This is a genomic window from Pseudomonas sp. stari2, assembly GCF_040760005.1.
GTDB lineage: Bacteria > Pseudomonadota > Gammaproteobacteria > Pseudomonadales > Pseudomonadaceae > Aquipseudomonas.
This window is the reverse complement of the sequence record NZ_CP099760.1, coordinates 6147417-6160524: the sequence shown is the minus strand read 5'-3', so window position 1 is coordinate 6160524 and position 13108 is coordinate 6147417. Positions and strand designations below refer to the sequence as shown.

Annotated in this window: 12 protein-coding genes; 10 read left to right on the top strand and 2 right to left on the bottom strand. The window is 62.4% G+C overall.

Annotated features, from left to right (window positions below; all coding sequences use genetic code 11):
• Nucleotides 1-29: 29 nt before the first annotated feature.
• Complete coding sequence (locus NH234_RS28310; RefSeq protein ID WP_085731525.1) at nucleotides 30-776, bottom strand: NRDE family protein; 747 nt, start codon at nucleotides 774-776, stop codon at nucleotides 30-32.
• A gap of 130 nt (nucleotides 777-906) precedes the next feature.
• On the opposite strand from NH234_RS28310, the gene NH234_RS28305 reads away from it, so the two are divergent.
• The 3 genes from NH234_RS28305 (at nucleotide 907) to NH234_RS28295 (ending at nucleotide 3623) form a co-directional block, all read left to right on the top strand.
• On the top strand, nucleotides 907-1689 hold the full coding sequence (locus tag NH234_RS28305; protein ID WP_085731526.1) for a sulfite exporter TauE/SafE family protein: 783 nt from the start codon (nucleotides 907-909) through the stop codon (nucleotides 1687-1689).
• 96 nt (nucleotides 1690-1785) lie between these two features.
• Nucleotides 1786-2601: a prolipoprotein diacylglyceryl transferase gene (lgt, locus tag NH234_RS28300; RefSeq protein WP_065258902.1), complete on the top strand. Its 816-nt coding sequence runs from the start codon at nucleotides 1786-1788 to the stop codon at nucleotides 2599-2601.
• 50 nt (nucleotides 2602-2651) lie between these two features.
• A complete protein-coding gene (locus NH234_RS28295) occupies nucleotides 2652-3623 on the top strand; it encodes a thymidylate synthase (protein ID WP_085731527.1) in 972 nt (323 codons plus the stop codon).
• A 48-nt stretch (nucleotides 3624-3671) separates the two neighbouring features.
• Here NH234_RS28295 and cadR read toward each other — a convergent pair whose 3' ends face one another.
• On the bottom strand, nucleotides 3672-4121 hold the full coding sequence (gene cadR, locus NH234_RS28290; protein ID WP_007953454.1) for a Cd(II)/Pb(II)-responsive transcriptional regulator: 450 nt from the start codon (nucleotides 4119-4121) through the stop codon (nucleotides 3672-3674).
• Nucleotides 4122-4205: 84 nt separating this feature from the next.
• On the opposite strand from cadR, the gene NH234_RS28285 reads away from it, so the two are divergent.
• From NH234_RS28285 to NH234_RS28255, 7 genes are all read left to right on the top strand, one after another.
• A complete protein-coding gene (locus NH234_RS28285) occupies nucleotides 4206-6461 on the top strand; it encodes a heavy metal translocating P-type ATPase (RefSeq protein ID WP_367255085.1) in 2256 nt (751 codons plus the stop codon).
• A gap of 16 nt (nucleotides 6462-6477) precedes the next feature.
• Nucleotides 6478-7341: a LysR family transcriptional regulator gene (locus tag NH234_RS28280; protein WP_085731529.1), complete on the top strand. Its 864-nt coding sequence runs from the start codon at nucleotides 6478-6480 to the stop codon at nucleotides 7339-7341.
• Between the two features lie 107 nt (nucleotides 7342-7448).
• The gene (locus NH234_RS28275; RefSeq protein ID WP_007953451.1) at nucleotides 7449-8525 is read left to right on the top strand and encodes a putative 2-aminoethylphosphonate ABC transporter ATP-binding protein; all 1077 of its coding nucleotides are present in this window, start codon (nucleotides 7449-7451) and stop codon (nucleotides 8523-8525) included.
• Nucleotides 8525-10249, top strand: a complete 1725-nt coding sequence (locus tag NH234_RS28270; protein ID WP_367255082.1) for a putative 2-aminoethylphosphonate ABC transporter permease subunit — start codon at nucleotides 8525-8527, stop codon at nucleotides 10247-10249. Before NH234_RS28275 ends, NH234_RS28270 begins: the two co-directional genes overlap by 1 nt.
• A gap of 47 nt (nucleotides 10250-10296) precedes the next feature.
• Nucleotides 10297-11322, top strand: coding sequence for a putative 2-aminoethylphosphonate ABC transporter substrate-binding protein (locus tag NH234_RS28265; protein WP_367255081.1), 1026 nt, complete (start codon nucleotides 10297-10299; stop codon nucleotides 11320-11322).
• A 43-nt stretch (nucleotides 11323-11365) separates the two neighbouring features.
• Nucleotides 11366-12529, top strand: a complete 1164-nt coding sequence (locus NH234_RS28260; protein WP_367255079.1) for a TIGR03364 family FAD-dependent oxidoreductase — start codon at nucleotides 11366-11368, stop codon at nucleotides 12527-12529.
• Nucleotides 12529-13095 carry a phosphonate degradation HD-domain oxygenase gene (locus NH234_RS28255; protein ID WP_367255077.1) on the top strand — a complete coding sequence of 189 codons (567 nt, stop codon included), beginning with the start codon at nucleotides 12529-12531 and terminating at the stop codon, nucleotides 13093-13095. Before NH234_RS28260 ends, NH234_RS28255 begins: the two co-directional genes overlap by 1 nt.
• Nucleotides 13096-13108: the final 13 nt, after the last annotated feature.

Here is a 13108-nt window from a genome sequence, read left to right as displayed (position 1 = left end):
AGAAGATCGCAGCCTTCGGGCTGCGATCTTCAAAGGTTGATCTCCACTTCCCCCAGATGCCCGCCGTACGGCCCGAAACTACGTTCCACCATCCGCCGCGTCCCGTCCGCCTGCACGATCAGCGCCGTACTCGCCCGCGTTCCGTAGCTCTGGCTGGCAATAAACACACTCGACAGCAACGACTCGGTTGCCAGGCCCACGCCGGTGTCCGGCAGTTCGGCAAACGGCGCGGTCTGCGCATCCCCCAGCAGCGCGAGCAATTGCTCGGGTTGCGGATCATCCAGCACCGCACTCAATGCCGCCTTGGCCTTGAGCAGTTTTGGCCACGGCGTATCGAGTCCGGCATTTGAAAGCCCGTAGAGGCCCGGCTGCAAGATCACCGGTTCCGAAGACCGCGCGTTGAAATGCCACAGCTCGTTGGCGTTGCCCAGCAGCAGATTGAACCCGGCATACTCCGGCGAGCGGGCGACAACGTCGGACAGATAGTCATCGATCGACAGGTTTCCGGTCAGAAATCCCGCCACCAGTTCACCCCGGGAACGCCGGGCCGGAGGCTGATGCGGATCGCGGATGTTGGTCAGCGCGGCAAAGCGGCCGTTGGCGCCGAGGCCGAGCCAGGTGCCGCCGGCCTCCAGATCCCGTCCGGCATGAACCTGCGGCGACTCGGGCCATTGGGCCAGCGGCAGGCTGGGCCGGGCGTAGAATTCGTCACGGTTGGCCGCGACGATCAGCGGCTGGGCATGCCCCGGCCGCCAGGCGAAAACGATCAGGCACATAAGGTAGTCCTTGTGTGTTTTTTGCCCACTCTACGCAGACATCGTCCGTGCATCCATCGCCAGTGGAGCCGAAGGCCATGCATCCGTTACCATGCCGCTCCGGTTTTGGGATGCGCCTCTGGAGGCAGTCATGGAATTTCTGCTCTATCTGGCACTGGGTGCCTGTGCAGGCGTGCTGGCCGGGCTGTTCGGGGTTGGCGGTGGGATCATCATCGTTCCGGTGCTGGTGTTCAGTTTCACCTTGCAGGGCTTCGATCAGTCGATCCTGACCCACCTGGCCGTCGGCACATCGCTGGCGACGATCATCTTCACCTCGGTCAACGCCGTGCGTGAACATCATCGACGCGGGGCGGTGCGCTGGCCGATTTTCGCCTGGATGACCGTCGGGATCCTGCTCGGTGCCGGTTTCGGGGCGCTGACTGCCGAAGCGATCTCCGGGCCCAACTTGCAAAAAATCATCGGTGTGTTCGCCCTGGTGATCGCGGCGCAACTGGCGCTGGACGTCAAACCCAAGGCCAGCCGAACGGTGCCCGGCAAATTCGGTCTGACCGTGGCCGGCAGTGTGATCGGCTGGGCCTCGGCGATTTTCGGGATTGGCGGCGGCTCGTTGACCGTGCCGTTCCTGACCTGGCGCAGCGTGCCGATGCAGCAGGCCGTGGCGACTTCGTCGGCCTGTGGCCTACCGATCGCCGTGGCAAGTGCAATAAGTTTCATGATTCTGGGCTGGCATGATCCGTTGCTGCCGGCCCATAGTCTCGGGTTTGTGTATTTGCCGGCGCTGCTGGGCATTGCGCTGACCAGCATGGTGTTCGCCCGTCTCGGCGCGCGGCTGGCGCACAAGTTGTCGCCGAAGTTGCTGAAACGGCTGTTCGCCGCTTTGCTGTTCTGCGTGGGGCTGAGCTTTCTGTTCTGAGGCGTCTGTTCCGAGCAGGCCACAATCCTGGCTTAATCCTGAGGTGGCAGCGTCGCCCGGGAATTTTGAAGATTTGAACTCTAACGAGGAGTCGCAATGCTGCCTTACCCGCAGATCGACCCGGTGGCCTTGGCCATCGGTCCGCTGAAAATCCATTGGTACGGCCTGATGTATCTGGTCGGCATCGGCGGTGCGTGGCTGCTGGCGTCGCGCCGGCTCAACCGTTTTGACCCGACCTGGACCAAGGAGAAACTCTCCGATCTGGTGTTCTGGCTCTCGATGGGCGTGATTGTCGGCGGGCGACTGGGCTATGTGCTGTTCTACGATCTGAGCGCCTACATCGCCAACCCGACGCTGATTTTCGAGGTGTGGAAGGGCGGCATGTCGTTCCACGGCGGCTTCATCGGCGTGATGCTGGCGGCTTTGTGGTTCGGCAAGCGTAACGGCAAGTCGTTCTTCCAGCTGATGGACTTCGTGGCACCGATGGTGCCGATCGGTCTGGGCGCCGGACGTATCGGCAACTTCATCAACGCCGAGCTGTGGGGCAAGGCCACCGATGTGCCATGGGCCATGGTGTTCCCGCCGTTCAGCGACCCGGCGCAACTGCCGCGCCACCCGTCGCAGCTGTATCAGTTCGCACTGGAAGGCGTCGCGCTGTTCCTGATCCTCTGGCTGTTCTCGCGCAAGCCGCGACCAACCATGGCGGTCTCGGGCATGTTCGCGCTGTTCTATGGCATCTTCCGTTTCATCGTCGAATTCGTCCGCGTGCCGGATGCGCAACTGGGCTACCTGGCCTGGAACTGGCTGACCATGGGTCAGATCCTCTGCGTACCGATGATCATCGGCGGGCTGTTCCTGATCTGGCTGGCCTACCGCCGTGCCCCGTCGGCGCCGGTTGCACCGACAGCTTAAATATTCGAACCCCGGCGCAGCTGGCCGGGGCTCAAGGACACAGGTAACTCATGAAGCAATATCTCGATCTGGTGTCGCACGTCATCAACAACGGTACCAAACAGGCCAACCGTACCGGCGTGAACACCATCAGCTTTCCGGGCGCGATGCTGCGCTTCGATCTGCAGGAAGGTTTCCCGGCGATCACCACCCGCAAGATGGCCTTCAAATCGGCCATCGGCGAAATGTGCGGCTTTCTGCGTGGCGTGAACAACGCCGCCGAATTCCGTGCGCTGGGCTGCAAGGTCTGGGATCAGAACGCCAATGAAAACGCCCAGTGGCTGGCCAACCCGTTCCGCCAGGGCGAAGACGACCTCGGCGAAATCTACGGTGTGCAATGGCGCAAATGGCCGGCGTACAAGCAGATCCCGCTGAGCAACAGCGCCGCCATCGAACAAACCCTGAGCAACGGCTACAAGCAGATTGCCCAGGGCGAAGAAGACGGCCAGGCCTACGTGGTGCTGTACAAAGCCATCGATCAGGTGCGCCAGTGCGTCGACACGATCATCAAGGACCCGGGCAGCCGGCGTATCCTGTTCCACGGCTGGAACTGCGCCCAGCTCGATGAAATGGCCCTGCCGCCGTGCCATCTGCTGTACCAGTTCCACCCGAATGTCGAGACCAAAGAGATCTCTTTGACGCTCTACATCCGTTCCAACGACCTGGGTCTGGGCACGCCGTTCAACCTCACCGAAGGCGCCGCGCTGCTGAGCCTGATCGGTCGCCTGACCGGCTACACGCCGCGCTGGTTCACCTATTTCATCGGTGACGCCCACGTCTACGAAAACCATCTGGACATGCTCAACGAACAGCTCAAGCGCGAGCCGTTCGCCATGCCGAAACTGAAGATTTCGGATCGTGTGCCGGAGTTTGCCAAGACGGGTATTTACCAGCCGGAGTGGCTGGAACTGGTGGAGCCAGGCGACTTCTCGCTGGAAGGTTATGAGCACCATGCGCCGATGACCGCGCCGATGGCGGTCTGATCAAACACCGAGGGAGCCAAATGGCTCCCTCAGTTGTTTCTGGCGTTCTTAATGGCCGTGGCTGCGGCCCACATGCGAATGCTCAACCTCCGCCGCCACAACCCCGCCACTCACCTCCAGCCGCTGCAGGATCCCGCATTGATCCGCCTCTGGTCCTTCGCCACAACGCTGGCGCAGGTCGAGCAGTTGCGTCTGCAACGCCAACAACCCGTCGATCCGCGCCTTGACGTGCTGGATGTGCTCGTCGATCAGTGCGTTCACGCTTTCGCACTGATCCTGCGGACTGTCGCGCAAGGCGAGCAGGCTGCGGATTTCTTCGAGGGTCATGTCGAGGGTGCGACAGTTGCGGATGAAGGTCAGGCGCTCGGCGTGGGCCTGGGTGTAGACGCGGTAGTTGCCGTCGCTGCGGGCCGGCTCCGGCAGCAGGTTTTCACGCTCGTAGTAGCGGATGGTTTCCACGGCGCAATCGGTCTGTTTCGCCAGTTCTCCGATCTTCATGACGGCAATCTCCAAAAGGGTGCTTGACCCTATAGTGGCTACAGGGTCTTTACTTGGCAACAGGCACCTTCATGGACGCGACCAATGAGCGATTCCCAGCACACCCACAAATCCCACGCGGGACACGATCACAGCCACAAATTGCAGCCTGTGCATAAACATGACCACGGTGCTGATGCCTGCTGTGCATCAAAAGCCGCGGCCCCGTCGCTGATTCAACTGAGCGAGGCGAAAAGCGCCGACGCCCGCTTGAGCAGTTTCCGCATCGAAGCAATGGACTGCCCGACGGAGCAGACACTGATCCAGAACAAGCTCGGCAAACTGGCCGGGATCCAGCAGCTGGAATTCAACCTGATCAATCGCGTGCTCGGCGTGACCCATAATCTGCCGGACACCGCGCCGATCATCGACGCGATCAAATCCCTCGGCATGCAGGCCGAGCCGCTGGAGGCCGGCGTTGATTCCCCGGCCGCCGCCCCGGTGAAAAAACACTGGTGGCCACTGGCGCTGTCCGGCGTCGGTGCGCTCGCCGCCGAAGTGATCCACTTCACCAGCGCCGCGCCGACCTGGGTGGTGGCGATCATCGCGCTGATCTCGATCCTCAGCGGCGGCCTCACCACTTACAAGAAGGGCTGGATCGCCCTGAAGAACCGCAACCTCAACATCAACGCCCTGATGAGTATCGCCGTGACTGGCGCCGTGTTGATCGGCCAGTGGCCGGAAGCGGCGATGGTGATGTTCCTCTTTACCGTGGCCGAGCTGATCGAAGCGCGCTCGCTGGATCGCGCACGCAACGCCATCAGCGGTTTGATGCAGATGACGCCGGAGCAGGCGACGGTGTTGCAGGCGGACGGCAACTGGGTCGAACTGGACGTCAAAAGCATCGATCTCGGCGCCCGCGTGCGAGTGAAACCCGGCGAGCGCATCGCGCTGGACGGTGAAGTCGTCAGCGGCAGTTCGACCATCGATCAGGCACCGATCACCGGTGAAAGCCTGCCGGTTGAGAAAACCGTCGGCGACAAAGTTTTCGCGGGCACCATCAACCAGGCCGGTTCGCTGGAATACACAGTGACCGCAGCGGCAAACAATTCCACCCTGGCGCGGATCATCCACGCCGTGGAACAGGCGCAAGGCGCACGTGCGCCGACCCAGCGCTTCGTCGATCAGTTCTCGAAGATCTACACCCCGGTGGTCTTCGTTCTGGCCCTGGCCGTGGCGATCATCCCGCCGCTGTTCATGGGGGGCGCGTGGTTCGACTGGATCTACCGCGCGCTGGTGCTGCTGGTGGTCGCGTGCCCGTGTGCACTGGTGATTTCCACCCCGGTGACCATCGTCAGCGGCCTCGCGGCGGCGGCGCGCAAAGGCATTCTGGTGAAGGGCGGCGTGTACCTGGAGGGCGGTTTCAAGCTTGACTATCTGGCCCTCGACAAGACCGGCACCATCACCCACGGCAAACCGGTGCAGACCGATTACCTGTCCCTCGACCCGACTGCCGACGGCACGGCTCCGGCGATTGCCGCCGCGCTGGCCGGGCGCTCCGATCACCCGGTGTCGCTGGCCATCGCCAATGCCGCTGTGGATAAAGGTTTCGCGCCGCTGGTTGTGGATAACTTCGAAGCGTTGGCCGGGCGCGGTGTGAAAGGTGAGGTCAACGGTCAGGCCTACCATTTGGGCAATCACCGACTGGTGGAAGAACTGGGCCTGTGCTCGCCGCAACTGGAAGAAAAGCTGTTCGCTCTGGAGAAGCAGGGCAAGTCCGTGGTGTTGCTGCTCGACAGCTCCGGCCCGCTGGCGCTGTTCGCCGTGGCCGACACCGTCAAGGAAACCAGTCGCGAGGCGATCCGCCAATTGCACGATCTGGGCGTGAAAACCCTGATGCTCACCGGCGACAACGTTCACACCGCGCAGGCGATTGCGGCGCAGGTCGGGATCGATCAGGCCAAGGGCGACTTGTTGCCGACCGACAAACTGCAAGCCATCGAAGACCTGTACGCACAGGGCCGTCGGGTCGGTATGGTCGGCGACGGCATCAACGATGCGCCGGCACTGGCTCGGGCCGAGATCGGTTTCGCCATGGCGGCGGCCGGTACCGATACGGCGATTGAAACCGCCGATGTCGCCCTGATGGACGACGATCTGCGCAAGATTCCGGCCTTCATCAGTCTGTCCCGCAACACGGCCAGCATCCTGAAACAGAACATTGCGTTGGCACTGGTGATCAAAGCGATCTTTCTTGGGGTAACCTTCGCCGGGCTCGCCACCATGTGGATGGCGGTGTTTGCCGACATGGGCGTGAGCCTGCTGGTGGTGTTCAACGGTTTGCGCCTGTTGCGCAAATAGAGGAAGAGGGACGGTTGTGCTGAGTGCCGAGCTGAAAGCGTTTTACATGGTGGCCCGTCTGGGCAGCATCACGCTGGCGGCGAAAAAGCTCGGCCTCAGTCAACCGACCGTGACCACCCAGATCCGTAATCTGGAAAGCCAGTATTCGGTGGAGCTGTTCTACCGTGGCGGCCGACGGCTGAGTGTCAGCGACGAAGGCGCGCGGCTGTTGCCGATGGTCAAGGCGCTGTTGCAGCAGGAGGCCGATATCGAATTCTTCCTGCGTAACAGCGGCCAGGTACAGGGCACGCTGCGCATCGCCGCCACGGCGCCGTATTACATCCTCGATCTGGTGAAGACCTTTCGCGAGCGTCTGCCGCAGGTCGAAGTCTCGGTGGAAATCGGCAATTCACAGCAGGTGCTCGAAGCGCTGGAGGATTATCGAGTGGATGTCGCGGCGTCATCGCAGTTGCTCGACGATGCGCGGCTGATCCGCCGGGTGCTCGGCAGCGATCCGCTGGTGCTGGCGGTGCATCGCAATCATCCGCTGGCGGCGCACGACCATGTGACGCTGAACGCGCTGGCCGGGCATACCCTGTTGATGCGTGAACCGGGCTCGACCACCCGTCGCCTGACCGAAGAATTGCTGGCCGGCGCCGGGGTCGGTTTTGGCCCGTTGCTGGAGATCGGCAGCCGCGAGTCGATCCGCGAGGCGGTGCTGCGCAATATCGGCATCAGCATCATCGCCCGCCAGGAAGTACCGCACGATCCGCAGTTGCGGGTGCTGACCCTGGAGAATGCGCCGCAGATTCCCGAATATCTCTACTGCCTCAAGGAGCGCAAGAACGCCCGGTTGCCGGCGGCGTTTCTCGGGCTGGCGCAGGAAATGTCGCCGGCCTGATCAACCCAAATCCCCGAATACCACTATCGGTCGATTTTGCCTTGTTGCCATATGACCGACGCATTACAACTCTAGGATTCGTCTCATCTGCTTGATGAGGCCTGTCCATGAACCCTGCAATCGCAACTGCCCTGACCAACCCCGGCGCACCGATGAAAGTGCGCGGCGTGCAGAAGCGCTTCGGCGCCTTCACCGCGCTGGATAATGTCTCCCTCGATGTCGCGGCCGGTGAGCTGGTGTGCCTGCTCGGCCCGTCGGGCTGTGGCAAGACCACGCTGTTGCGTTGCATCGCCGGTCTGGAGAAGCAGGACAGCGGCGAGTTGTACCTCGGCGAGCGCGACGTTTCCCACCTCGCGCCACAGGCTCGGGACTACGGCATCCTGTTCCAGTCCTACGCGCTATTCCCCAATCTGACCGTCGAAGCGAACATTGCCTACGGCCTCGCCGGCAGTGGTCGCGATGAAGTACGCCGTCGTGTCGGTCAGATGCTGGAACTGGTCGGCCTCACCGGCAGTGAGAAAAAGTACCCGGGCCAGTTGTCCGGCGGTCAGCAACAACGAGTTGCTCTGGCCCGAGCGCTGGCCCCGGCGCCGTCGCTGCTGTTGCTCGACGAACCGATGTCGGCCCTCGACGCCCGCGTCCGCGAGCACCTGTGCACCGAGCTGCGCCAACTGCAACGCAACCTCGGCATCACCACCCTGATGGTCACCCACAATCAGGACGAAGCCATGCTGATGGCTGACCGCATCGCCGTGATGAACAACGGCAAGGTCGAGCAGTACGCTACCCCGCAGGAAATCTACAACCGTCCGGCCACACCGTTCGTGGCCGAGTTTGTCGGCCAGGGCAACTGGCTGCCATTCCAGCGCAGCAGCGACAGCCACGCCAAGGTCGGCGGGATGAACCTGCGTCTGGCCGATGGCAGCGTCCATAGTCCGTCGGGCCGACTGTTCTGCCGTCCGGAAGCGATCAACGTCAATCCGCTGGTGCACGAAGAAAACCTGTTCCCGGCCAAGGTCCGCGAGATCACTTTCCTCGGCAACCGCTGCCGCATGAGCTTCGAACTTGATCAATTGCCCGGCCATGCCTTACTCGCCGAACTGGCGCCGGAAGCCATGCCGCGCCTCGGCGCCCAGCAGATCATGGTTGCCTTGCCGCCACGCAGCCTGCAGGTGTTTGCCTGATGAACAGCAACCTCGCACTGCCGCTACCGCAAAAGCAGGCGCGGCAGGTGGCCGGGGCCGAGGTCGGCGACCGGATCTTCGTCCTCGGCGGCAAACTCCTGCTGCTGGTGCTGCTCGGTGTGGCGGTGCTGTTGCCGTTGCTGGCGATCTTCTGGCGCGGTTTCAGCAGCGAAGCCGGGCAGGGCGGTGGCTGGCTCGCCGCGAAGGAGCTGGTGAGCAGCGACAATTTCCATTGGCTGCTCGGCAACAGCCTGAAAGTTTCCCTCAGCGTCGCGGCGATCGTCGTACCGCTGGCCTACCTGTTTGCCTACGCCTTGCAACGCACGTTGATTCCCGCCAAAGGCATCTGGCGAGGGATTTCCCTGCTGCCGCTGATGGCGCCGTCGATGCTGCCGGGGATTGCGCTGGTCTATCTGTTCGGCAATCAGGGGATGTTGCGCGGGCTGCTGTCGGACAACATCTACGGCTTCTGGGGCATTGTTCTGGGTGAGGTGATCTACACCTTCCCACACGCCTTGATGATTTTGCTGTCAGCCCTGTCGCTGGCGGATGCGCGACTGTTCGACGCCGCGTCGAGCATGGGCGCGAGCCCTGCGAAGGCCTTCCGCAGCATCACCTGGCCGGCGACGCGCCAGGCTGTGTTCGCCGCGTTCTGTCTGGTGTTTACCCTGACCATCACCGATTTCGGTGTGCCGGTAGTGGTCGGTGGCGACTATCAAGTGCTGGCGCTGGAAGCCTACAAAGCGGTGGTCGGTCAGCAGCAATTCGGACGCGGTGCGTTGATCGGCATGGTTCTGCTGCTGCCGGCGCTGTTCAGCTTCGGTGTCGATGCCTGGTTGCGTCGTCGTCACGGCGACTCCATGAGCGGTCGCGCCCAGGTGTTCAAACCGGCGCCGTCGAAGAAGCGCGACGCCTGTTATCTGGCCATCGTCCTGCTGATCAGCGCGGCGTTGGTGCTGGTGTTCGGCATGGCGGTGTTCTCGTCGCTGGTGAAGTTCTGGCCGTACAACCTGTCGTTGTCGCTCAACCACTATCAGTTCAACGAGACCGCCGGCGGTGGCTGGCTTGCCTACGGCAACAGCTTGAAGATGGCTCTGGGCACGGCGTTGATCGGCAGCGTGCTGATCTTCACCGGCGCCTACCTGATGGAAAAGACCCGCAGCCAGCGCGGGCTGAATCTGACGCTACGCATGCTCAGTTTCGTACCGATGGCGGTGCCGGGGCTGGTGCTGGGTCTGGGTTACGTCTTCTTCTTCAACCTGACTGGCAATCCGTTGCATGTGCTGTACGGGACCATGACCCTGCTGATCGTCTGCACCATTGCTCACTATCTGACCACCGCACAGATGACCGCCACCACGGCGCTGCGTCAGCTCGACGCCGAGTTCGAAGCCGCCGCGCTGTCGCTCAAGGCGCCGCTGTACCGGCATTACCTGCGGGTCACCGTGCCGATCTGCCTGCCGGCGCTACTGGACATCGTGCGCTACCTGTTCGTCTCGGCCATGACCACTGTTTCCGCCGCGATCTTCCTCTACAGCCCCGACACCATCCTCGCGGCGGTGGCGGTGCTGAACATGGATGACGCCGGCAACGTCGGCGGTGCGGCGGCGATGTCGACCCTGATTCTGTTCACCTCGGCGGGCGTGTCCTTGCTGCTGGCGTGGGCTTCGCGCGGCTTGCTGCGCCGTTCCCAGGCCTGGCGGCAAACGGCGCCCGGCCACTGATCCACGACTTGTCCCTTTAGCCTCAACTCACCTACAGGAAAACGATCATGTTCAAGCCTATGGCCCTGGCCGCTGCTGTGCTCGCTACTTTCAGCCTGAATGCCTTCGCGGCAAAAACCGAGTTGACGGTGTACACCGCTCTCGAAGCCGAACAGCTCAAGAGCTATAAGGAAGCGTTCGAAAAGGCCAATCCGGACATCGAGATCAAGTGGGTGCGTGATTCCACCGGGATCATTACTGCCAAACTGCTGGCCGAAAAAGAGCGTCCGCAGGCTGACGCGGTATGGGGCCTGGCCGCTTCGAGCCTGGCGATCCTCGATCAGCAAGGCATGCTGCAAAGCTACGCGCCGAAGGACCTGGGCAAGATCGGCGCGAACTACCGCGATGCCGCCAACCCGCCAGCCTGGGTCGGTATGGACGTCTGGGCTGCGACTATTTGCTTCAACACCGTCGAAGCCGAAAAACAAGGTCTGACCAAACCGGTGAGCTGGCAGGACCTGACCAAGCCTGAGTACAAAGGCAAGATCGTGATGCCGAACCCGGCCTCGTCCGGCACCGGTTTCCTCGACGTCAGCGCCTGGCTGCAAACCTTCGGCGAGAAGCAGGGCTGGGCTTACATGGACGGCCTGCACCAGAACATCGGCCAGTACGTTCACTCCGGTTCCAAGCCTTGCAAACTGGCGGCGGCGGGCGAATTCCCGATCGGGGTTTCCTTCGAGTACCCGGCCGTTCAGCTGAAGCGTCAGGGCGCGCCGCTGGACATCATCCTGCCGAAAGAAGGCCTGGGTTGGGAGATCGAAGCGACTGCCGTGATCAAAGGCACGCCGCATGAAGAAGCCGCGAAGAAACTGGCCGACTTCTCCGCCAGCGCCCCGGCGATGGACCTGTACAAGGAAAACTTCGCCGTCCTCGCCCAACCAGGCATTGCCAAGCCGCAGACCGAACTGCCGGCCGACTACGAGCAGCGCCTGATCAAGAACGACTTTGCCTGGGCCTCGAAGAACCGCGACGAGATCCTGACCGAATGGCGCAAGCGTTATGACGGCAAGTCCGAGAAAGTCGCTGCCAAGTAAGAACTTCATCGACTGACAGGGCCCCATCGCTGGCTTGCCAGCAATGGTGGTCTCTTATTCAGAGCACTTCTCAATGACACAACACAAAGACTTGCTGATCGTCGGCGCCGGCATTCTGGGCCTGTCCCATGCCTATGCCGCCGCCCGGCGCGGTCTCAAAGTCACGGTTTTCGAGCGCACCGCCACACCACTCGGCGCCTCGGTACGCAACTTCGGTCAGGCCCTGGTCACCGGCCAGCCACCGGGCCCGATGCTGGAGCTGGCCAAGGCCAGCCGCGAACTCTGGGGCCAGTGGGCGCAGCTCGCCGGCCTGCAACTCAAGCGCAACGGCTCGTACCTGTTCGCCCGCACCGAGGCCGAAGAACACTTGCTCGAAGCCTTCTGCGCCGGGCGCGCCGTCGAGCACGACTACCGCGTCGAGCTGCTACGCGGTGCCGCGCTGCGCGATCTGTATGGCGGTCAGTTCAGCCATCACCGCGCCGCGCTGCACGGGATGGACGATCAACAACTGTATTCACGGGAAGCGATTCCGGCGTTGATCGAATACCTGCGCCGCGAACTCAACGTCGGGTTTCACTTCTCGACGCTGGTGCGCGACGTTGAACCGGGACGCCTGCACAGCACGGCCGGCACCTTCACCGCCGAGCAGATCATCGTCTGCTCCGGCCATGATTATCAGACCTTGCTGGCCGAACCGATTGCCGCCCTCGACCCGCAAATCTGCCGCCTGCAAATGCTTCGCGCTCGGCCGCAGATTGACCTGAACTTGCAACACGCCTTGCTCACCGGTCTCAGCTGCGTGCATTACGGCGCCTTCGCCGACTTGCCGGAAGCGGCGGCGGTGCAGACACAGATCCTGCGCGAACAACCGCACCTGCAGGAAAACGGCATTCATCTGCTGATCAGCCCGACGCCGTATGGCGAACTGATCATCGGCGACTCGCACCATTACGGCAGCGATCCATCGCCGTTCAACGCCGAGCAGGTCGACAACTGGATGCTCGAACTGGCCGAACAGACTCTCGGCTGCAAGGTGCAAGTGGTCGAGCGCTGGCAGGGTGTCTATGGTTCCCGTGGACCAGGTCCGTTTTCGTTCCTGCGTCCGGCGCCGGGGCTGAATGTGGCGCTGATGCACAGCGGCGTCGGCATGAGCGTCGGCCCGGCCATGGCCGAGCGCAATGTTGCACAGCTTTTTGGAGAGCTTTGATGTTGAGTCACGAGCAAGTCATCGACCGGGTGTTCGGCCTCTACGAGCGCTTCGGCGCCAGCGACTACATCGGCGAACCGGTGTCGCAGATCGAACACATGTCCCAGGCGGCGCAACTGGCCATCGCCGAAGGCTTCGACGACGACGTGGTACTCGCCGCGTTTTTTCACGACATCGGCCATTTGTGTGCCGAAGGCGCGGAAAACATGGGCGGTTATGGCGTGGTCAGCCACGAACGGCTCGGTGCGGACTATTTGCGTGAAGCCGGATTCAGCGAGCGCCTGGCGCGGCTGGTGGAGTATCACGTCCAGGCCAAGCGTTATCTGACGCTCAGGGAATCGGGCTATTACGAACGCTTGAGCGAAGCCAGCCGCCGCACCCTGGAATATCAGGGCGGGGTGATGACGGAGGCTGAAGCCGATGCGTTCGAGCAGGATCCGTTGTGCGACGTCAGTCTGAGGATGCGTCAGTGGGATGAGCTGGCGAAGGAAATGGCCGTACCGGTGATTGATCTTGAAGTCTTGAAGCACAAGGCCTTCACCGTGTTGTCCCGCGAGGCGCGCTGAACCTTCTTACGTC

Excerpts from the sequence above, each read along its gene's own strand:
- NH234_RS28265 (WP_367255081.1), top strand. The coding sequence starts at position 10,297 with ATGTTCAAGCCTATGGCCCTGGCCGCTGCTGTGCTCGCTACTTTCAGC.
- NH234_RS28310 (WP_085731525.1), bottom strand. The coding sequence starts at position 776 with ATGTGCCTGATCGTTTTCGCCTGGCGGCCGGGGCATGCCCAGCCGCTG.
- NH234_RS28285 (WP_367255085.1), top strand. The coding sequence starts at position 4,206 with ATGAGCGATTCCCAGCACACCCACAAATCCCACGCGGGACACGATCAC.
- NH234_RS28255 (WP_367255077.1), top strand. The coding sequence starts at position 12,529 with ATGTTGAGTCACGAGCAAGTCATCGACCGGGTGTTCGGCCTCTACGAG.
- NH234_RS28275 (WP_007953451.1), top strand. The coding sequence starts at position 7,449 with ATGAACCCTGCAATCGCAACTGCCCTGACCAACCCCGGCGCACCGATG.
- NH234_RS28260 (WP_367255079.1), top strand. The coding sequence starts at position 11,366 with ATGGTGGTCTCTTATTCAGAGCACTTCTCAATGACACAACACAAAGAC.
- cadR (WP_007953454.1), bottom strand. The coding sequence starts at position 4,121 with ATGAAGATCGGAGAACTGGCGAAACAGACCGATTGCGCCGTGGAAACC.
- lgt (WP_065258902.1), top strand. The coding sequence starts at position 1,786 with ATGCTGCCTTACCCGCAGATCGACCCGGTGGCCTTGGCCATCGGTCCG.
- NH234_RS28305 (WP_085731526.1), top strand. The coding sequence starts at position 907 with ATGGAATTTCTGCTCTATCTGGCACTGGGTGCCTGTGCAGGCGTGCTG.
- NH234_RS28295 (WP_085731527.1), top strand. The coding sequence starts at position 2,652 with ATGAAGCAATATCTCGATCTGGTGTCGCACGTCATCAACAACGGTACC.
- NH234_RS28270 (WP_367255082.1), top strand. The coding sequence starts at position 8,525 with ATGAACAGCAACCTCGCACTGCCGCTACCGCAAAAGCAGGCGCGGCAG.